The sequence below is a fragment of the Mycobacterium sp. genome (genome assembly GCF_040509115.1).
In the GTDB taxonomy this organism is placed as follows: domain Bacteria; phylum Actinomycetota; class Actinomycetes; order Mycobacteriales; family Mycobacteriaceae; genus Mycobacterium.
The window spans coordinates 1-18,543 of record NZ_JBEVLO010000071.1; the positions used below are offsets into that span (position 1 = coordinate 1).

Consider the following 18,543-nt stretch of genomic DNA (forward strand, 5'->3'; position numbering starts at 1 on the left):
ACGGCCTGTCAGGAGAGGAGGGATCGTTCACGATCTGCTCGTTCTGGCTGGTGTCGGCGCTGGTCGAGATCGGTGAGATCAGCCGGGCAAAGCATCTGTGCGAGCGGCTGCTGTCGTTCGCCAGTCCGCTGCATCTCTACGCGGAGGAGATCGAGCCGCGAACCGGCCGACACCTCGGCAACTTCCCGCAGGCCTTCACCCACCTGGCCCTGATCAACGCCGTCGTGCACGTGATCCGCGCCGAGGAGGAAGCCGACAGCACCGGGGTGTTCCAGCCGGCCAACGCCCCCGTGTGACGGGTATGACGGGTCAGCTACCGACGGCGCGCAGCTGAGGGAGCTGGGTCTCCGCGCCCGCAGCCCACTGCAGGTGGAAGTCGACGACCAGCGGCGCGGGCACGGCCAACGCCACCGGGGTGAGGCGGCTATTGGCATCCCGGCTATTGGCATGGTCGATTGCCACTCCGGTGATGACCCGGCCGCCGAAGCCGTCGGCGCGGGCGGGCACGGTGGCCGTGACCGTCACCGCCTGACGGCCCGGGGCCGGACGCACGTAGAACTGGGCGCCGGGCTCGCAGTCGGTCACGGCGGCGCCGTCGGCATCCAGGAGCGTGCCATGCGAAACTTGCAGGGCCGCAACTTGATTGGCATGCAACCGGAGCGGGCCGATCAAGCCACCGTCGACCACGGCGTCGACCACCGACAGCTCGGGCGCCACGGCGTGACGCCTGGCCCAGCGGGCGCCCGCGAGCAGGTGGTCGTACAGATGAACCACGCGATCCAGGTTGCGGAAGTGGCTGACTCCGTCGAGCCAGAACGTCACCTCGCCCAGTCGAGCGCCGTTGGTGAGCAGACGGTAGTACCGGTATCCCTGAGCGGCCTTGCCCGCGGTGTGCCTGGAGAGCGTGCTGCCCGCACCGAGTGCCTTGCGGTAGGTACCCGGCCCAGCCGTGGTCAGCGTGGACGACGTCACGTCGCGCCAGTTCGATCCGTCGACGGACTTCTGCAGCCGCAGGCCCACGGCCCGCCCGGACCGGACGTCGACGGTATAGCCGCCCAGCGGATGGGCACCGTCGAACTCGAACACCACCGAGTCCGGGCGTCGCCGCACCGCGGCGGGGACGTTTCGGGGGCGGCGGTCCAGCTCCATGCCATTGGTGAAGTACCAGATGGCAGCCTGCGTGGCGGCGATCGCCTCGTGCTCGGCGATGTTGGCCGGACCCAATGGATAGCCCGCGGCCCGGAGCCGGTTGCTCAACTCCGCGGGCCGGATCGTCGGAAAGGAGTTGCGGAGGATCCAATCGACCTCCGGCTCGTGGGCCCGCGCGCCGATGTTCGCGACGGCCGTCCAGCCCGCAGCCCGGTAGTGCGAGGGCCGCGTCGGCGCGATCCCCCCGAAGTCCAGAGAGTACGCCTCGACGTTGGGGTTCAGCCTGATCAGGTCCGTCCGAGCGACCGAGCCGTCGGTGAACGTCAGCGTGCCGACGGTGTGGGAGTAGGTGCCCATGCGGTAACGCGTCAGACGGCTGACGTCAGCGTTGCCCGCGACCTCGCGGCGGCTGACGGCTATCGGCGCACTGGCACGTGCGGGGAGGGAGATGACGTTCATCGAGTCGACCTTCTGAGTGCTGATCGCGCGACATGGCACCGCCGAGAGGGCGGGCGTCAGCGCAGGACAACGAGGGCTTCAGAAAATCAACAACAACAGCACAACGGCACGATGCAGCGCGCAAAGGCATAGCGCAGCGGCAGTGCGGACTGTTGCATGGCGACCACCATACGTGATGCGCCGCGTACCTCAAACCTCTACTTTTCGTCGGCGTGCGCGGTAACGCTGTCGAGGGCACCGGCGCAGCATAGGGTTGGGCACGAAAACTCGACCCGCACAAAGCCTCACGATCCGCACGAAGCCCGACGACCCGCACGGTGCCGCACGGCACGAACCCTCTTCAGACCCAGGAGGTAGACATGACGTCCGCCCAGAACGAGTCGCAGGCCCTCGGCGATTCCGCCGCCCGGCAGTTGGCGAACGCCACCAAGACCGTCCCCCAGCTTTCGACGATCACCCCTCGCTTCCTCCTGCACCTGCTGAGCTGGGTGCCCGTCGAGGCAGGCATCTACCGGGTGAACCGAGTCGTCAACCCCGAGCAGGTGGCGATCCACGCCGACGAGGGCGCAGGCGACGACGATCCGCTGCCGCAGACCTACGTCGACTACGAGACCAGCCCGCGCGAGTACACGCTGCGCGCCATCTCCACCCTCCTCGACGTCCACACCAGGGTGTCGGACCTCTATTCCAGCCCGCACGACCAGATCACCCAGCAGCTCCGGCTCACCATCGAAACCATCAAGGAGCATCAGGAGTCCGAGCTGGTCAACAACGCCGAGTACGGCCTGCTGTCGCAGGTGACACCCGAGCAGACGATTCAGACGCTGGGCGGGGCACCGACGCCGGACGATCTCGACTCACTCATCACGAAGGTGTGGAAGACGCCGAGCTTCTTCCTGACCCATCCCTTGGGCGTTGCCGCGTTCGGCCGGGAGGCGACGCGCCGTGGCGTGCCGCCGCCAGTCGTCAATCTGTTTGGCGCGCAATTCATCACGTGGCGTGGCATTCCATTGGTGCCGTCGGACAAGGTGCCCGTCGAGGACGGCAAGACCAAGTTCATCCTGGTGCGCACGGGCGAGGAGCGCCAAGGCGTGGTTGGGTTGTTCCCGCCGGGTTTGGTCGGCGAGCAGGCGCCGGGACTGTCGGTGCGCTTCACCGGCATCAACCGCAGCGCCATTGCGTCCTATCTCGTCACGCTGTACTCGTCACTTGCCGTGTTGACCGACGATGCCCTGGCAGTGCTCGACGACGTGGCGGTGGACCAGTTCTATGAGTACGAGTGAGTACCGCTCGGTAGACGCCGAGAGCGACCTGCCGATCGGTGAGGCGGAGCTCGCCGCGCTTGCCACTCAGCTGTTCGCCGCCAGTACGTTCCCCGCCGCACCGCCCGCCAGCCGCCCCGGCCCCGACAGCCCGCCCGTGACCACGCCGGTCGCACCTCGCGGCGGCGGCGGTGACACCACCGCGGCGACCGCGCCTGCGGTGACGGCGGCGGGCGCGTCGAACACGCTGACGCCGCCCGTTCCCTTGCTGCCGCTGGGTGGCCTCGACGTACCGGCACCGAGTTCGCCTGGGCCGGACGGCATTCCGCAGTCGGTACCGGTCGCGCCGCGCGGATCGGTCCCCGACACGACGGCCGGGCCGTCCTCGGGGTACACGGTCGGCAGCGCCTTCAGCCCGTTCGCGGTGCCCAGTTCGGGGATCGTGCCGACGGTGCCGGGGGTGTTGGCAGGCACTTCTCCGGCGGTTCCCATGGCATCGCGCGGGTCGGCGCCCACCTGGCTGCCGGGTGCTCCGTCCGTGGCCGATCTGGGCCTGACGGCCGCGCCCGCCAAGCCCGCGGGGGACGAGGTCAACTACGGCTTTCTCTCTTCGGTGGCGAAACTCCCCGTAGCCGAGCCGATCCCACAACTTCGTGACGATCACGAGATCTTCGACGTGGACTCGGTGCGGGCGGACTTCCCGATCCTGCGGGAAACCGTCAACGGCAGGCCCCTGATCTGGTTCGACAACGCGGCGACCACCCAGAAGCCGCAGTCCGTCATCGACCGACTGGCCTACTTCTACGCGCACGAGAACTCGAACATCCACCGCGCCGCCCACGAACTGGCCGCGCGTGCCACCGACGCCTATGAAGACGCCCGTAGCACCGTCCGGCGCTTCATCGGGGCGCCCAAGAGTGAGCAGATCATCTTCGTCCGCGGCACCACCGAGGCCATCAACCTGGTGGCCTACGCATGGGGTGGCAAACACCTCGGCGAGGGCGACGAAATCGTCATCACCCATCTCGAGCACCACGCCAACGTCGTTCCGTGGCAGCTGCTTTCACAACGGACGGGGGCGGTGCTCAGGGTGGCACCGGTCGACGATGCCGGCAATCTGCTGCTGTCGGAGTTCGAGCAGCTACTGGGACCCAAGACCAAACTCGTTGCGGCCACTCATGTCTCGAATGCGCTCGGCACCGTGACGCCCGCCAAGAAGATCGTCGAACTGGGGCATCGCTACGGCGCACGCGTCCTCATCGACGCTGCCCAGTCGATTCCGCACATCCCGATCGACGTCCAGGATCTCGGCGCGGACTTCCTGGTGTTCTCCGGGCACAAGATCTTCGGACCCACCGGCATCGGCGTCCTCTACGGGCGCGAGGATGCACTGGAGGAGACCCCGCCGTGGCAGGGCGGGGGAAACATGATCGCCGACGTCACGCTCGAAAGGTCGCTCTATCAAGGCCTTCCGAACAAGTTCGAGGCGGGCACCGGCAACATCGCCGACGCGGTGGGGCTTGCAGAAGCCCTGAGGTACGTCGAACGGATCGGTGTCGAGCGCATCGCGGCCTACGAACACGCGCTACTGGAGTACGCGACGCCCCGACTGGCCGACATCCCGGGCGTCCGACTCGTCGGCACGGCCGAGGAGAAGGCCAGCGTCTTGTCGTTCGTGCTCGCCGGGCACGAACCGCTCGAGGTGGGCAAGGCCCTCAATGCCGATGGCATCGCGGTGCGGGCCGGGCATCACTGCGCGCAGCCGATCCTGCGTCGGCTGGGCCTGGAGGCGACGGTGCGGCCCTCGTTCGCGTTCTACAACACGTTCGACGAGATCGACGTGTTCCTGAAGGCCGTGCGCCGCATCGCGGAGAGACCTACCTGATCGGACCGACGTCGAATCACGGTGCGCTGATCTCTGTCCACGGCGGATGCCGCGCGCGATGATGGTCCGATGAGCAACCCGGCATCACGTCGTCGCGACACGTCTCGCAAGGTCATCGACCTGGCCATCGGGATTCTGGTGGGCCAGCGCGGCTGCTCGCCCGACGCGGCCTTCGCGGAACTCGTCCGCGTGGTGAAGGACACCGGCATCGGCATCGGCAGTCTGGCCGGTGCGCTGGTCGCGCTGGCGACGGGTACCTCCGGATCGTCCGCCGAGGACATCGAGGCGTTCAATGCGTGGGGAGAATTGCTCAGGCGCAGCCGCCTGACCCCCGTCGCGAGCTCCTGACGACGCATGAGCATTCATCTGCACTGGTATCTGCCCACCAACGGCGACAGCAGGGAGATCGTCGGGTCGGGCGACGACTCCCAATTCGCCGTCGGCCCGTCGGCCAGCCGGATCCGACCGCCCACGATCGCCTATCTCGGCGAGATCGCCCGCACGGCGGAGCTTCTCGGCTTCGAGTCGGTGCTGACACCGACGGGCTCCTGGTGCGAGGACGCATGGGTCACGACGGCCGCGCTGAGCCAGGTCACCACCCGGCTGAAGTTCCTGGTGGCCTTCCGTCCCGGATTCATCTCGCCGACACTGGCGGCCCATCAGGCGGCCACCTTTCAGCGGATCTCCGGCGGGCGACTGCTGTTGAACATCGTCACGGGCGGAGATCCGGTCGAGCAGGCCCGCTACGGGGACTACCTCGATCACGACCAGCGCTATCAACGGACCGGCGAATTCCTCCGCGTGCTCAGGGGCGTCGCCGCCGCGTCCAGTGTCGACACCTTCGACCTCGATGGCGAGCATTACCGGATCGAGGGCGCCAACGTCGACTATGGCGACTGGGATCCCCCGCAGATCTTCTTCGGCGGCGCCTCCGCTGCCGCTGAGGACGTCGCGGCTCGGCACGTCGACACGTACCTGGCATGGGGTGAGACCCCAATCCAGATCGCCGAGCGACTGGCTCGAGTGCGAGCGCGCGCCGCCAGCTACGGCAGGACCCTGCAGTTCGGCATCCGGTTGCACGTGATCAGCAGGGACACCTCGGCCGAAGCATGGGCTCACGCCGAGCGTCTCTTGGCCGCCATCGACGATGAACGCATCGAGTCGGCGCAGAGGGTACTCGCCCGATCGGATTCAGTTGGGCAGCAACGGATGACAGCACTGCACGAAGGGCGCACCTCGCAGCTCGAGGTCTCCCCGAACCTGTGGGCCGGTTATGGGCTGGTGCGCGGCGGGGCGGGTACCGCTCTGGTGGGCAGTCACGCCGAGGTAGCCGACCGCATCGCCGAGTACCACGACCTGGGCATCGACCACTTCATCCTGTCCGGGCAACCGCACGTCGAGGAGGCCTACTGGTTCGCCGAGGGCGCGGGTGCAGTGCTGCGGGCGCGGGGTCTCGTCTGACCCAGGTCGACACGGGCGGCGATGACGAGCCATGATCGTGCGATGACCTCCGAGCCGAATCGCACCGACACCACCGCAGGCCTCTCGTCGCTCGCCCCCCAGTTGGAGAAGGTGGCCGAGCTGCTGGGCGTCAAGTCCGTCCTGGTGATGCGGTCCGAACCCGACTCCATGGTGGTCGCCGCAACCGCGGGCGAGGCCACCAAGCACTACACCGTCGGCGCGGCGGGAAGGAAGGCGGGCGATGACGCCAGCCGGGTGCCGCTGTACTGCGAACGCATCGTCGACACGAACGAGGATCTCTTCGTGCGGGACTCGCGGTCGGACGACACGTTCGCGGGCAACGAGGACGAAGTCGAGTTCGGTCTGCACAACTACCTGGGGCTCGCCGTCCACGACGCGGCAGGCACCGTGGTCGGCACGGTGTGCGTGCTCGACGACACCGCACGGGACTACACCCCCGCGCAGCGCCAGGAGCTGGAGGAGTTGCGCGGTGCCGTGGAGTCCGTGGTCCACGGTGACGGCACCGCGCTCAGCTGACCCCTAGACTCGCGCGGGCAGCGACAACGGCTCGGATACCTTGTCGGCCAACGAGTTGTCGGTGAACGCACCGCGGTACTTCGCGGCGGGGTGCGTATCGGGCACGCGGTCGGAACCACCGCCGGAGAGCTTGTGTCGCAGCGTCCCCGACTTGTCGGTGGAGAGCAATCCACGCTTGCGGAGCTCGGGGAACAGCAGCTCGGCGATGTCGGAGAAGGTGCCCGGTCGCACGGCGTGGAAGACGTTCACCCCGTCGATGCCCGCGTCGCGCCACTCCTCGAGCTTGTCGGCGATCTCAGAGGGCGACCCCACGATGCGGCTGCTGCGCTCGAACGCGCGGCCGAGATCGGCGATCGTGGGCTCGGACGTGCCCGCGCCCTCCCCCGCCCACCGGGACCAGCCCTGAATCCCCCCGTACTCGCCGAGGTCGGACAGTCGCGTCTCCAGGGGCAGCGCGCCGGCGTCGATCCCCAGATCGCCGAGGATGTGGCACAGCACGCCTTCGATGCTGGACAGCTCCTCGATCTGGGCCTCCTTCTCCCTGGCTTCCTCGGAGGTCCGTCCGACCACCAGCGAGAGGCCCTGGAAGAACTTGACGTCGTAGGGATCTCGGCCGTACCCCGCCGCCAGTTCTCTGGTCTCGTCGATCAGCCCGCGGGCCGACTCGGGATCCGGACTCGAGATGAACACGCCCTCGGCGTTGCGCGCCGAGAAACGTTGCCCCACCGGCGATGCACCGGCTTGGAACAGCAGGGGAACGCGCTGCGGCGACGGGGTGACGAAGTGCGGACCCTCCACTGAGAAGTGCTCACCGACGTGATTGATCTTGTGGATCTTTGCTGCGTCGGCATGGATCCCGGCCTGTTTGTCCGCCCGCAGGGCATCCTCGTCCCAGGACCCCTCCCACAGCTTGTAGAGGACGTCGACGTACTCCTCGGCGATCTCGTAGCGCAGGTCGTGTTCGATGAGCTTGTCGTGCCCGTAGTTGCGATAGGTGTTGTCCGAGAAGCTGGTCACGATGTTCCAGCCCACCCGACCACCCGTGTAGTGGTCGAGGGTGGAGATGCGCCGCGCGAAGTCGAACGGCAGGCTCTGCACGATCGAGCTGGTGTACACCAGTCCGAGGTTCTCGGTGGCCGTGGCCAGCGCCGAGATCAGCACCGATGGATCGTTCGTCGGGATCTGCATGCCTTCCCTGGCCACCAGCTCGTACGAGCCGTTCCATGGCGAGCGCAGCCCGCTGACGTCGGCGAAGAACATCAGGTCGTATCCGGCGCCGTCGAGGTAGCGGGCGAGGTCGACCCAGTGCTTGAGTGAGTTGATCTCGTGGTTGGCGGCCTTGGGATCTCGCCACAGCCCGTGGATGACGTGTGACGGCGTGTTCATCACGAACGCCGAGTAGTACAGCGGGCGGTTCTTGGCTGGCTTTGGCACGTGTTCCTAACTGATTGCTGTGGCAGAGAACAGCATCCCGCCGACGGCAATGACGACGATGCCAAGCGCCAACGCGATCCACGGCCACCACGCGCGGAGCAGCTCTTCCTTGGTCATCGCGTCAGCACTCCAGACATTCGGACTCCGACGCGAGGCTAGTTCAGCGACGTCGAGTCGGGGGTCTCGTCATCGCTTGGCGACCCGGGCGTCGGGCCGGCCGCGGCGACCGCCGTCGACCTCGATCAGTTGGCGGCCACGGTCTTTCGTCGTGGCGGCGTCCACGACCGCCCTCGAGTGCCGATTGAAATCACCGTGGTTTGAAGCCGGGTGATGAAATCTGCCCGAGCCGAACGCCCGCGCGACGTGCCCTGGGTGCGCTTGACTCGTAGCCGACGCGATCAGCGGTCGCGGGCCGCCGGGAGACGGCGGATCGAACAAGGGAGATGCGATGAGCGAGCACACATACCGAGTCGTCGAGATCGTCGGTACCTCGCCGGACAGCGTCGATGCCGCCATTCGCAACGGCGTGACGCGGGCCGGGCAAACGCTGCGCGGACTGGACTGGTTCGAGGTCGTCTCGGTGCGCGGAGAGATCGCCGACGGACAGGTGGCCCACTTTCAGGTGACGCTCAAGGTGGGATTCCGGCTGGAGGATCGTGACGGTGCCGTCTGAGTGAAGGCCAGCGGGTCGCCGACTCGCGGGAATGAGATCGCGGGCGGCTCGGTTCTGGCTCAGTACGAGCCAACCGGTGCCCTCGCATCCCGCTGGGCAGATGGAGGAGTTCAGGCATGACGACGACGGACGCGGGCGTCGACCCGCCACGGTTCGTTGCCGTCCGGCAATCCGATGCGTTCGCAGCCCCCCTGCTCGACGAACTGGCGTTCGAGTACGGGGCTCGCTACGGGCCCATGGTGGGCTCGGAGTATGCGGACCTCAGGGCGTATCCGGCCGAGGAGTTCGAGCCGCCGGGTGGGACGCTGATCGTCGCACTGGCCGACGGAGTGCCGATCGCGGGCGGCGCGTTCCGCCGGTACGACACCACGACGGCCGAGCTCAAGCGCATCTGGACGGCATCGGCACACCGTGGGCGGGGCTACGGCAGACTCGTCGTCGCCGAACTGGAGCACATCGCCCGGCAACGGGGCTACACCCGCGTCTACCTGACGACCGGGTGGCGCCAACCCGAGGCGGTGGCGCTCTACTTGTCAGCGGGGTACACGCCGCTCTACGACCGCTCGTTGCCCGCCGAACAGGTCGGTGCCCATGCGTTCGAGAAGGACCTGGGCTCCGGCGGTGGCGTGTCGTGAAGTTCCTTCTCTTGACGTTGATCTCGCACGTCCCAGACCCCGTCTCCGGCGAGAGGAAGACTGCCGCCGCCCGGCTTCGTGACGTCGTCGACACCGCCGTGCTCGCCGAGGAGCTCGGCTTCGACGGGTTCGCCGTCGGCGAGCGTCACGAGGACCCGTTCATCTCGTCATCGCCACCGGTGGTGCTGAGCCACATCGCCGCGCGGACGTCGACGATCGGCCTGTTCACCGGGGTGACGACACTGAGCCTGCTCGACCCGGTGCGTGCCTTCGAGGACTACTCGACGCTGGACAATCTGTCCGGGGGACGGCTCGAGCTCATCATCGGCAAGGGCAACGGCGCAGCGCAGGCCCAGCTGTTTCACGTCACCACCGCCGATCAGTGGGACCGCAACCGGGAGGGTTACGAGCTGTTCCGCGCGCTGTGGGACAGCGACCAGGTGACGTGGTCGGGAAGTTTTCGTCCTTCGTTGCGCGACGCCAAGGCCGTCCCCCGCCCCCTTCAGCAGCGCATCCGCATCTGGCACGGCAGCGCGACCAGCACGGAGTCCGTCGATCTGGCCGCCCGGCATGGTGATCCGATCTTCTCCGCCAACGTCACCCATCCCATCGAGCCGTACGCCGAGCTGGTCCGGCACTACCGACGGAGATGGGAGTTCTACGGGCGGCGGCCCGAGGATGCCCTCGTCGGGGCGGGAACCGCGGGATTCTTCGTCGCCCCCACGTCGCAGGAGGCGTTGGCCACGTACCGGCCGACGTTCGAGGCGCGACTCGCTGCCCAGCGTCGGGCAGGCATGCCGGTGGTGTTCGAGTCGATCGAGGATCTGGTCGCCCGCAGTTCGGCCCTCGTCGGCAGTCCCGAGCAGGTCATCGACAAGGTGGGGCGATACCACGATCAGCTTGGCCACGAGGTCATCCACCTCAGCGCCGACGCGGACGGCATATCGGTCGATCAGAAGCGTCGCAGCCTCGAGTTGTTCCAGTCCGCCGTCGCTCCCGCTCTCCGCGAACGCATCCCGAGTCGGCCGCTGATTGCCCAAGCACATGCGAAAGAGGTGGTTTCGTGAGCATTTTCGGTGTGGCCGTCGAATTGGATGGAGAGGGCGCCCACCCCGCGGCCTGGCGCCGCGCCGGTCATCCACCGAGCGCGTCCCTCAGTGGACGCACGTTGTCGCGCAGGGTGGCTGCGGCCGAGAACGCGGGATTCACCTTCGCCACGTTCGAGGATTCGATCCTCGCGCCGGACAGCGGAATTCGAGGGCGAGTCGACGCGGTGAACCGCGCGTCGTTCGTGGCCGCTACCACCTCGACGATCGGCCTCGTCCCCGTCGTCGAGACCACCTACGCCGAGCCGTTTCACACCTCCTCGCAGCTGGCGACCCTGGATTACGCCTCACGCGGCCGGGGCGGTTGGATTGCCCGGCGCATCGAGACGCCGACTGCGGCCGCCGCGTGGGGACGGCCGGCGATCGTCGATGGCGCCGAACTCGATCGAGAGCAACGGGACTCGATCACGGTCGTTCGCGGGCTGTGGGACTCGTGGGAGGACGATGCCGTCATCCGCGACTACGCGAGCGGCCGGTTCCTCGATCGGGACAAGGTGCACTACGTCGACTTCGAGGGCGAGTCGTTCTCGGTGAAGGGCCCCGCCATCGTGCCGCGCCCGCCGCAGGGTCAATTGGTCGTGTTCGGTACGCAAGCCGACCGAGAGCAAGTCGACGTCGTGCTCGTCACGGAACCGGAGCACGGCAAGGCCGTCGATGCCGCGCGGGCCAGCGACGGGCTGACGTTCGTCGAGATCGAGGTCACCCTCGACACGCCGGATGCCAGCGCCGCCGAACGCCTCGCCGCATTGAACCGGCATCACCAGGCGACGACGCCCCCTCGTCTCGAATATTCGGGCTCACCAACGGGATTCGTCGAGCTGCTCACCGATCTCGCCGATCACACCGAGGGTGTGCGGATCTTTCCGACGGTGATCGACGAGGATTTGCCGGTGTTGGCCCGCTACGTCCTTCCCGCGCTGTTCCGATCCGGCATCGGGCACCGCCCGGTCCCAGGGTCCTCACTGCGGGGGAACCTTGGCTTGAGCCGCCCCGCCAACCGCTATTCGGAGGTTTGATGAGTTCACCCGAGTACTCGAACGGCGCCCAGGTGCACTTCGGGGTGTTCTTCCAGGGGGTCAACCACACCACGATCTGGTCGGATCCTGCAAGCGGCTCGCAGATCGACTTCGAGACGTTCCGTCGCATCGTGACCACCGCGGAGCGCGGACTCTTCGACGCCTTCTTCCTCGGCGAGGGACTTCGCCTGCGCGAGCAACAGGGCAAGCTCCTCGACCTCGACATCGCGGGCCGCCCAGACGCGATCGCACAACTGTCCGCGCTGGCAGGCATCACCGAGCACATCGGATTGGTCGCCACTCAGAACACGACCTACAACGAGCCCGCCGACCTCGCGCGCCGCCTGGCAGGGCTGGATCTGTTGTCCGGCGGCAGGGCCGGGTGGAACGCCGTCACCACCGACAATGCGTGGACGGGGGAGAACTTCCGGCGTGGCGGGTTCCTCGACCACGCGCTGCGCTACCAGAGAGCGGGCGAGTTCATCGGCATCGCCCGCGCAATCTGGGACTCCTGGGCCGAGGATGCCATCGCGACGACGACCGGCAGCGAATCCTGGGCCGCACCAGATGCCGTGCGCCATCTGGCAGTCACCACGTCGCAATTCGACGTGTCACTCGATGCGACGGTGCCCCGCAGCCCCCAGGGCCATCCCGTGATCTTCCAGGCCGGCGACTCGCCTGCGGGCCGCGACTTCGCGGCGGCCAACGCCGACGTCATCTTCTCGCGCCACGGCACGCACTTCGACGACGCTCTTGCGTTCGCCAACGACATCCGTGCCCGGTTGCGGGCCGCGGGCAGACCCGCCGACGACATCAAGATCCTGCCGGGAACTCAGATCGTGCTGGCCGAGAAGGCCTCCGAGGTCGAAGAGAAGCGACGCTGGGTCCTCGACGGTCAGTACACCGGACAGACGGCACTTTCCCTCGTCGGACTGGTGTGGGGCCGTGACCTGTCCGATCTCGACCCCGACGGGCCGCTTCCCGCCGATGATCCGGTGCCCGCGCCGATCTCGGTCACCCGGGGCGCCGCCCGTGACGGCAAGGACCCGATCGCGATCGCAAAGGAGTGGCGGGCGCTCGCGGAGGCGAAGAACCTCTCGCTGCGCGAGGTCGCCATCGAAACATCGCTGCGGTCGGGATTCGTTGGCACACCGGGCCAAGTCGCCGACGAACTGACCCGTTGGGTGCGGGCCGGCGCGACCGACGGCTTCAACATCTCGCCGTATCTGGTCCCTGGCGGACTCGACGAGATCGTCGACTGGTTGGTTCCCGAACTCCAGGATCGTGGTGCCTACCGAACCGAGTACACGTCCACGACCCTGCGTGGACACCTCGGCCTACGAGAGCCGTTGACGCGGAGACGAACTGGCCGGGCCGACAGCAGCGCCGCCAGCTGATTGTTCCGCCCGAACCACGATGCCCGACCGACCGACGAAGATGCCCGACCGACGAAGATGCCCGACCCACGATCAGGAGTGAACACCATGACCACCACCGTCAGCACGTCCGCAGACACCTTCGAGGCTGCCTGGAATCAGTGGCACAGTGATCGCGAAAGTTACTACGGCGATCCACTCGGCTGGGTGAGCATTACCGGCCTATTCTGGCTCACCGAGGAATTCGAGACCATCGCCGACCTGCCTGGCCGGTGGCGCGCCGACGCCGACGCGGCCTACGTCGAAGGCGTGGAGGGCACCGAGCGGGTCGAGCCGATCGAAGGCGCGCCCGGGTTGTTCGTCGCGGACGGCGAACGCCGCATCGAGGTCATCCGTCGAACCGGGTCCGTCGCGTTGCGGGTCCACGATCCGAAGTCTCCCCACCTCGCCGAGTACCACGGCATCCCCACCTACCCTGCGCGCGAACAGTGGAGTGTCACGGGCACGTTCACGCCCTACGACGAGGTGCGGACGGTCACGACGGGTGCCGTCGTCGAGGGTCTCGAACATCACCACGACGCCGTCGGCGTTCTGGACTTCCAGCTGGGTGGATCGGCACGGCGTCTCGTCGCCTTTCGTGGCAGGGACGGCGCGCTGCAGGTCTTGTTCACCGACGAGACCAGCGGCGTGACGACCTACCCTGGCGCCAGGTCGCTTTCGGTCGCCGCACCGATCACCGGGGGCGAAGTGACGATCGACTTCAATCGGGCGGCCAACCTACCGTGCTCGTTCACCGACTTCGCGACCTGCCCCGTGGCACCCGCGGAGAACAAGCTGGCCGTGGCGGTCGAGGCGGGCGAGAAGAACCCCAGGTGACCGGGCCGCCTCAAGGCGTCACTCCGAGCGCCTCGGCAACACGTCGCCGGTGTCTCGCGCGCAGCATCACGCGCTGTGAACCCCGACCGCGAGGGGCGCAACGACGCGCTGGGAGCGTACCCGCGGCACCAGCAAGCTGAAGAGCCCTCCGACGAGGGCGATCACCCCGAAGATCGAGAAGATCCATCCCAGTGACACATTCGCCGACAGCAGCGCCCCGCCCAGCAGGGGCCCGGTGACGGCGCCCAGGCGGCCCACTCCCGTCGAGATGCCGAGGGCGGTAGCCCTGATGTCAGCAGAGAAGTACGTCGCGACATAACCGAAGAGCACGATCTGGGTTCCAATGGAGCCGGCCCCTGCCATGAAGACCACCACGTACATGGCTAGCTGCGGCGGATTCATGGCCATGCCGGACGTCGCGAGGGTGGCGAGCAAGAATGCGCTGGCCGCCACCCGTCGGCTCCCGAAACGGTCGGCGAGCGCCGACCCGAAGATGCCTCCCACGATCGCACCGGCGTTGAGGACGAGCTGGAACAACAGGGCCGAGCCCAAGCCGTAGCCGGAGGCTCGCATGAGTTCGGGCAGCCAGATGTTGAGGCCGAACACCAGCAGAAAGCCGACGAAGTTGGCGATCGCGAAGCACGTCAGCGCAATCAGCGTCCGTCTCGACGTCAGCTGCCGCCGCGGCGTGTGCGCCGGGGAGGAGTGCAACGTCTCGCCGCCCGACCGTCGTGCGGTGTCCGGAATGTACCGCCACGCCAACGGAACGACGAGAATCAACGCCGATGCGCCCATCCCCCACATCACGCGGAAGCCGACGTGCTCGAGTAGCAGGATGGCAAGCAGCGCGGCGAGCACTCCCCCGACCGGCAACCCGGCAAGCATCACGGCGTTGAGCCGGTTTCGTTCGTGCGGGCGAGCGATCTCGACGACGAGAGCGATGGCCACGGGAGCGATGCCGCCGAAGCCGAGCCCGGCCACGAACCGGAACAGTCCCAACAGCTCTGGTGTCGGTGCCATCGCGACGGCGATCATCGCGGCCGAGTACCAGATCAGGCATCCGAGGAAGAGGGCCCGCCTGCCGAACCGGTCGGTGAGAGTGCCTGCGGTGATGGCCCCGAAGAACATCCCCAGCAGTGCGTAGCTGCCGATGGCGCCAACGTCTGCGCGGGTCAGCGACCATGGCTCGTAGTTCAGCAGAGCCGGAATGGTCGACCCGTAGACGATCAGGTCGTAGCCATCGAAGATGATGGCCGCGAAGCAGATTGCGACGACCACGATCCGTTGCCTCGGCGGTGCGTCGATAGGTGTCGTCATCGCTTGTCCTCATCCGTTGCGGTGGTGGTTTGAGTAGGCCAGGCGGGAGCGGGCCGCACCGACTACGTGTGGGATTCCGACCGATCGAGCGGCTGTGCCGCGCGGTGGGTGTCTACTCGCGCATGACCAGGGCGTCGCACCGACCCGTTGCGATGGCGGCGGCGCCCTGGGCGCGCGCCGTCTCCGGCAGCGCGACGACGACCCGCCGTGAGGTTTCGAGCTTGATCCTCTCGGCGATGTCGAGGCGGCCGCCGACGGCGGCCTCGTCGTTGGCGCCGACCAGGTAGGTCACTGCACCTGGGTGGCGGGTGCGGAGCCCGTTGACGACGACGTCGGCCGACTCGCTCCAGGGATCTGTCTCCGACCACACGATCTGCGCAACGAGCTCGGAATCATGTTGCAGCTCAGCGGGAGTCGTGACGCGGCCGGCCAGTACCCAGTCCTGCATCAGATCAGGATCTCGGGGTGGTTCAGTGCCGAGAAGCTTCAGCGCTGCCCCGACTACGTCCGGGTGATCGTGGGCGTAGTCAACGATGCCGAGGTTCCCGGATCGAGTCATGTAGGACAACGCGACGCGCTCCGCCGGTGCCGTTACCCGCATTCGGTAGGTCTCCCACCACCGCTGGCTTCGACCGGCGAGGTGCTTGAAGCGGTCGATCGCCGGGCGGCGGTGTCGCTCGTAGTGGGCGAAGGCTTCGGCAATGACGGCGTGGCCGGCCAGGGCGTCCGACAGCGCGATCGCGTCCTCGAGTGCCAACTTCGTTCCCGAGCCCAGCGTGTAATGAGCGGTGTGGGCGGCGTCCCCCACTAGCACCACGTTGCCGTTGGACCAAGTGTCGAGACCGAGCGTGGAGAACCGTGCCCAGCGAGTTCGATTCGTGAGGAGGCGGCGCCCACGAAGGTCGTCGGCGAAGACGTCCTCCAGGACCGCGATGCTGCCGACGTCCGTCTGCCCCGGTCCGGTACGTGCGTCGTGGACGTCGAGGCCGGCGGCGCGCCAGGTGGTGTCGTCGGCTTCGATCAGGAAGGTGCTGCGGTCGGCGCGATATGGGTAGGCGTGCGCGACGAAGAACCCGCCGTCGTCGCCGGTGCGCGCCGTGAAGAACGCCGAGTCCACCGCGAAGTCGACTCCGCACCACATGTACCGTCCGCGGCCGAGTGTCTCGTGCACGCCGAGTTCGGTCGAGAGTTTGGCGCGAACCGCGCTTCGCACACCGTCGGCGGCGATCACGACGTCGGCGTCGATGTTGGCGAGGTCGACCTTCGATCCGGCCCGGTAGTCGACGCCGGCCTCGATCGCCGCGGCCCGCAGCACGTCGAGCAGTTCGGCCCGACCAATCGCAAGGTTGCGCGCGCCGTGCAAGAGGACGCGCTGCGTGCCCCCGCCGTCCGGTTTGTGCAGTTCCAAATTGTGCCCGGCGTAGCCGGCGGCTCGGATGCGGTCGGCGACGTCGGCATCGGCAGCCGCCACCTTGGACATCGTCGATTCGGTCAGGCCAACCCCGAATCCGAACGTGCTGGTGTTCAGGCCGTTTCGCTCGTGCACGATGACCTCGGCCGCGGGGTCGGCCCGCTTGACCAGGCGAGCGGCGAACAAGCCGGCTGGGCCGCCTCCGATGACGGCGATCCTTCTGGTGCTCATAGCGCTGTCTCCTGGTTCGCCTCGCGTTGCAGTTTGGTTTCGATGTCGGTGCGGAGGTCCTTCTTTGAGACCTTCCCGACGTTGGACAACGGGAAGGTCGCCACGATCTCCACCCGTTCGGGCAGTTTGTATTTCGCCAGACCACACCGAGTCAGGTGTTCACCGAGACTGGCGATGGTCAGTGGTGCACTGTCGGGATCCATGACGAGGTAGGCGCAAGCCCGTTCACCGAGAACGGCATCGGGCATTGCCACCAGTGCTGCGTTGGTGACGTCGGGGTGGGTCAGGATGAGCTCTTCGACCTCCTCCGCATGAATCTTCTCGACACCGCGATTGATGACGTCCTTGATGCGGCCGTCGATGGAGTACGCGATGCGGCCGTCGATACGGTGCCGACGAGCGAGGTCGCCGGTGCGATAGAAGCCATCAGCAGTGAAGGAACGGTTGTTGTGCTCGGCCGCCCGGAAATAGCCGCGGATCGTATAGGGCCCGCGGACGCACAATTCGCCGACCACGCCATCGTCGACCTCTAGCCCGGTGGCCGGATCGGCGATGCGCACCTCGTCTAGATCTGAGATGGGCTGTCCCACAGTCCGATATCGTTCGGCTTCACCCGCGCCTGTCGAGGTGAGGGTGAACATGCCCTCTGCCATTCCGAACATTTGGCGGACATCGATACCGAGTTCGCTTCGGAGTCGCGTCGCGACGTCGACTGCCAGTCGCTGTCCACCGACGATGAAGTCCTTGATGCACGACAGATCGACCGAGAGCGTTCGGGGCTCCTCCAGAAGGCGTATTGCCAGGGCGGGCGGTATCAGCGGCAGCGTGTCGGGGCGCTGCGCCTCGATCAGATCGAGGATGGTGTGCACGTCGGCCGACGGCGCCAGCACTAGCGTCCCGCCGGAGAGCAGGATGGGCTGCAGTGCCAACGCGATTCCCGCGTTGTGCATCAACGGAAGCGGATAGAGCGCAACGGTGCCCGGCCCCCACCCCAGCACTTGAGCCCACCGCCGGGAGTTGTAGGCGTACTCCTCGTGGAGGCGCGGGGCCACCTTGGGTAGCCCCGTGGTACCGCCGGAGAGTTGGAACAACGCGACGTCGTCGTGGTCGACGACGACCGGTGTCGGGCCGATCTCGCGTCCACGGGCCACCAGCGCCTCGTAGCCCACCGCGCCCGCGATCTCCGCGCCGCGCGCCTCGATGACGACCTCGACGGCTCCCTCCCCGAGTAGCGTGGCGGCGATTGCCGGTAGTTGCCGCCGACCGAAATCGGATTGAGTGATGAGGCCGGTCGCCCCGACGTGGCGGGCGAGCAGACCGACTTCACGTACGCCATGCTGTGGCAACGTGCAGACCGGCCGAAGTCCCGCCGCCAACGCCCCGAGGTAACTGACCACCGTCTCTTCGACATTGCCCATCTGGAACATCACTGCGTCGCCCGGTCGAAGTGATGTCGAATCGAGTACGCCGGAGGCAAACGCCCGTACTCGTTCGCGCAACTGCCGGTACGTCCACCGAGTGTCGCCGCTGACCAATGCGACGTTGTCAGCATGGGCCCGTAGCGCCGAGTCGATCTCGGCCGCTAGCGAGGACTCGTGCCACGCACCGGCGGCGCGGTAACGGCGGACGGCCTCCGACGGATAGGGCACTACGCCATCGGTCATCTCGATGTGCTGTGCCTCGCTGCGGCGGATCGAATGTGACATAACAGTCAA

At 67.3% G+C, this 18,543-nt stretch carries 17 protein-coding genes; 12 read left to right on the forward strand and 5 right to left on the reverse strand.

Going from position 1 to position 18,543, the window contains the following annotated elements:
- On the forward strand, window positions 1-296 hold a 296-nt coding region (locus tag ABW137_RS05295; RefSeq protein ID WP_526397615.1), incomplete at its 5' end, for a glycoside hydrolase family 15 protein.
- A 13-nt stretch (window positions 297-309) separates the two neighbouring features.
- Here ABW137_RS05295 and ABW137_RS05300 read toward each other — a convergent pair.
- Window positions 310-1,608 (reverse strand): thioester domain-containing protein, encoded by a 1,299-nt coding sequence (locus ABW137_RS05300; protein WP_526397617.1) that lies wholly within the window; start codon window positions 1,606-1,608, stop codon window positions 310-312.
- Window positions 1,609-1,967: 359 nt separating this feature from the next.
- Between ABW137_RS05300 and ABW137_RS05305 the strand changes: the two genes are divergently transcribed.
- From ABW137_RS05305 to ABW137_RS05325, 5 genes are all read left to right on the forward strand, one after another.
- Window positions 1,968-2,891 (forward strand): family 2A encapsulin nanocompartment shell protein, encoded by a 924-nt coding sequence (locus ABW137_RS05305; RefSeq protein ID WP_526397619.1) that lies wholly within the window; start codon window positions 1,968-1,970, stop codon window positions 2,889-2,891.
- Window positions 2,878-4,755, forward strand: a complete 1,878-nt coding sequence (locus ABW137_RS05310; RefSeq protein WP_526397621.1) for a family 2A encapsulin nanocompartment cargo protein cysteine desulfurase — start codon at window positions 2,878-2,880, stop codon at window positions 4,753-4,755. Before ABW137_RS05305 ends, ABW137_RS05310 begins: the two co-directional genes overlap by 14 nt.
- A gap of 69 nt (window positions 4,756-4,824) precedes the next feature.
- Complete coding sequence (locus tag ABW137_RS05315; protein WP_526397623.1) at window positions 4,825-5,103, forward strand: ANTAR domain-containing protein; 279 nt, start codon at window positions 4,825-4,827, stop codon at window positions 5,101-5,103.
- A gap of 6 nt (window positions 5,104-5,109) precedes the next feature.
- Window positions 5,110-6,216: an LLM class flavin-dependent oxidoreductase gene (locus ABW137_RS05320; RefSeq protein ID WP_526397625.1), complete on the forward strand. Its 1,107-nt coding sequence runs from the start codon at window positions 5,110-5,112 to the stop codon at window positions 6,214-6,216.
- 42 nt (window positions 6,217-6,258) lie between these two features.
- Window positions 6,259-6,753: a GAF domain-containing protein gene (locus ABW137_RS05325; RefSeq protein ID WP_526397627.1), complete on the forward strand. Its 495-nt coding sequence runs from the start codon at window positions 6,259-6,261 to the stop codon at window positions 6,751-6,753.
- Between the two features lie 3 nt (window positions 6,754-6,756).
- On the opposite strand, the gene ABW137_RS05330 is transcribed toward ABW137_RS05325, so the two are convergent.
- Window positions 6,757-8,139: an NtaA/DmoA family FMN-dependent monooxygenase gene (locus tag ABW137_RS05330; protein WP_526397802.1), complete on the reverse strand. Its 1,383-nt coding sequence runs from the start codon at window positions 8,137-8,139 to the stop codon at window positions 6,757-6,759.
- 496 nt (window positions 8,140-8,635) lie between these two features.
- Between ABW137_RS05330 and ABW137_RS05335 the strand changes: the two genes are divergently transcribed.
- From ABW137_RS05335 to ABW137_RS05360, 6 genes are all read left to right on the forward strand, one after another.
- Window positions 8,636-8,860: a dodecin gene (locus tag ABW137_RS05335; protein WP_526397629.1), complete on the forward strand. Its 225-nt coding sequence runs from the start codon at window positions 8,636-8,638 to the stop codon at window positions 8,858-8,860.
- A 116-nt stretch (window positions 8,861-8,976) separates the two neighbouring features.
- Complete coding sequence (locus ABW137_RS05340) at window positions 8,977-9,495, forward strand: GNAT family N-acetyltransferase (RefSeq protein WP_526397631.1); 519 nt, start codon at window positions 8,977-8,979, stop codon at window positions 9,493-9,495.
- Window positions 9,492-10,562 (forward strand): LLM class flavin-dependent oxidoreductase, encoded by a 1,071-nt coding sequence (locus ABW137_RS05345; protein ID WP_526397633.1) that lies wholly within the window; start codon window positions 9,492-9,494, stop codon window positions 10,560-10,562. The genes ABW137_RS05340 and ABW137_RS05345 overlap by 4 nt, the downstream gene beginning before the upstream one ends.
- Entirely contained in the window at window positions 10,559-11,617 is a 1,059-nt protein-coding gene (locus ABW137_RS05350) for an LLM class flavin-dependent oxidoreductase (protein ID WP_526397635.1), read from the forward strand. Before ABW137_RS05345 ends, ABW137_RS05350 begins: the two co-directional genes overlap by 4 nt.
- Complete coding sequence (locus tag ABW137_RS05355; RefSeq protein WP_526397637.1) at window positions 11,617-13,014, forward strand: NtaA/DmoA family FMN-dependent monooxygenase; 1,398 nt, start codon at window positions 11,617-11,619, stop codon at window positions 13,012-13,014. Before ABW137_RS05350 ends, ABW137_RS05355 begins: the two co-directional genes overlap by 1 nt.
- An 87-nt stretch (window positions 13,015-13,101) precedes the next feature.
- On the forward strand, window positions 13,102-13,869 hold the full coding sequence (locus tag ABW137_RS05360) for a DUF1684 domain-containing protein (RefSeq protein ID WP_526397639.1): 768 nt from the start codon (window positions 13,102-13,104) through the stop codon (window positions 13,867-13,869).
- 66 nt (window positions 13,870-13,935) lie between these two features.
- Here the strand turns inward: ABW137_RS05360 and ABW137_RS05365 are convergent, their stop codons facing one another.
- The 3 genes from ABW137_RS05365 to ABW137_RS05375 form a co-directional block, all read right to left on the reverse strand.
- A complete protein-coding gene (locus ABW137_RS05365; protein ID WP_526397641.1) occupies window positions 13,936-15,186 on the reverse strand; it encodes an MFS transporter in 1,251 nt (416 codons plus the stop codon).
- Between the two features lie 112 nt (window positions 15,187-15,298).
- Window positions 15,299-16,828 carry an FAD-dependent oxidoreductase gene (locus ABW137_RS05370; RefSeq protein WP_526397643.1) on the reverse strand — a complete coding sequence of 510 codons (1,530 nt, stop codon included), beginning with the start codon at window positions 16,826-16,828 and terminating at the stop codon, window positions 15,299-15,301.
- Entirely contained in the window at window positions 16,825-18,534 is a 1,710-nt protein-coding gene (locus ABW137_RS05375) for an AMP-binding protein (protein ID WP_526397645.1), read from the reverse strand. Before ABW137_RS05375 ends, ABW137_RS05370 begins: the two co-directional genes overlap by 4 nt.
- Between the last annotated feature and the right edge of the window lie 9 nt (window positions 18,535-18,543).

What these genes read in the sequence shown, in the direction of transcription:
- ABW137_RS05370 (WP_526397643.1), bottom strand. Translation starts at nt 16,828, where the DNA reads ATGAGCACCAGAAGGATCGCCGTCATCGGAGGCGGCCCAGCCGGCTTG.
- ABW137_RS05315 (WP_526397623.1), top strand. Translation starts at nt 4,825, where the DNA reads ATGAGCAACCCGGCATCACGTCGTCGCGACACGTCTCGCAAGGTCATC.
- ABW137_RS05360 (WP_526397639.1), top strand. Translation starts at nt 13,102, where the DNA reads ATGACCACCACCGTCAGCACGTCCGCAGACACCTTCGAGGCTGCCTGG.
- ABW137_RS05325 (WP_526397627.1), top strand. Translation starts at nt 6,259, where the DNA reads ATGACCTCCGAGCCGAATCGCACCGACACCACCGCAGGCCTCTCGTCG.
- ABW137_RS05340 (WP_526397631.1), top strand. Translation starts at nt 8,977, where the DNA reads ATGACGACGACGGACGCGGGCGTCGACCCGCCACGGTTCGTTGCCGTC.
- ABW137_RS05355 (WP_526397637.1), top strand. Translation starts at nt 11,617, where the DNA reads ATGAGTTCACCCGAGTACTCGAACGGCGCCCAGGTGCACTTCGGGGTG.
- ABW137_RS05335 (WP_526397629.1), top strand. Translation starts at nt 8,636, where the DNA reads ATGAGCGAGCACACATACCGAGTCGTCGAGATCGTCGGTACCTCGCCG.
- ABW137_RS05330 (WP_526397802.1), bottom strand. Translation starts at nt 8,139, where the DNA reads ATGAACACGCCGTCACACGTCATCCACGGGCTGTGGCGAGATCCCAAG.
- ABW137_RS05300 (WP_526397617.1), bottom strand. Translation starts at nt 1,608, where the DNA reads ATGAACGTCATCTCCCTCCCCGCACGTGCCAGTGCGCCGATAGCCGTC.
- ABW137_RS05305 (WP_526397619.1), top strand. Translation starts at nt 1,968, where the DNA reads ATGACGTCCGCCCAGAACGAGTCGCAGGCCCTCGGCGATTCCGCCGCC.
- ABW137_RS05365 (WP_526397641.1), bottom strand. Translation starts at nt 15,186, where the DNA reads ATGACGACACCTATCGACGCACCGCCGAGGCAACGGATCGTGGTCGTC.
- ABW137_RS05310 (WP_526397621.1), top strand. Translation starts at nt 2,878, where the DNA reads ATGAGTACGAGTGAGTACCGCTCGGTAGACGCCGAGAGCGACCTGCCG.
- ABW137_RS05320 (WP_526397625.1), top strand. Translation starts at nt 5,110, where the DNA reads ATGAGCATTCATCTGCACTGGTATCTGCCCACCAACGGCGACAGCAGG.
- ABW137_RS05375 (WP_526397645.1), bottom strand. Translation starts at nt 18,534, where the DNA reads ATGTCACATTCGATCCGCCGCAGCGAGGCACAGCACATCGAGATGACC.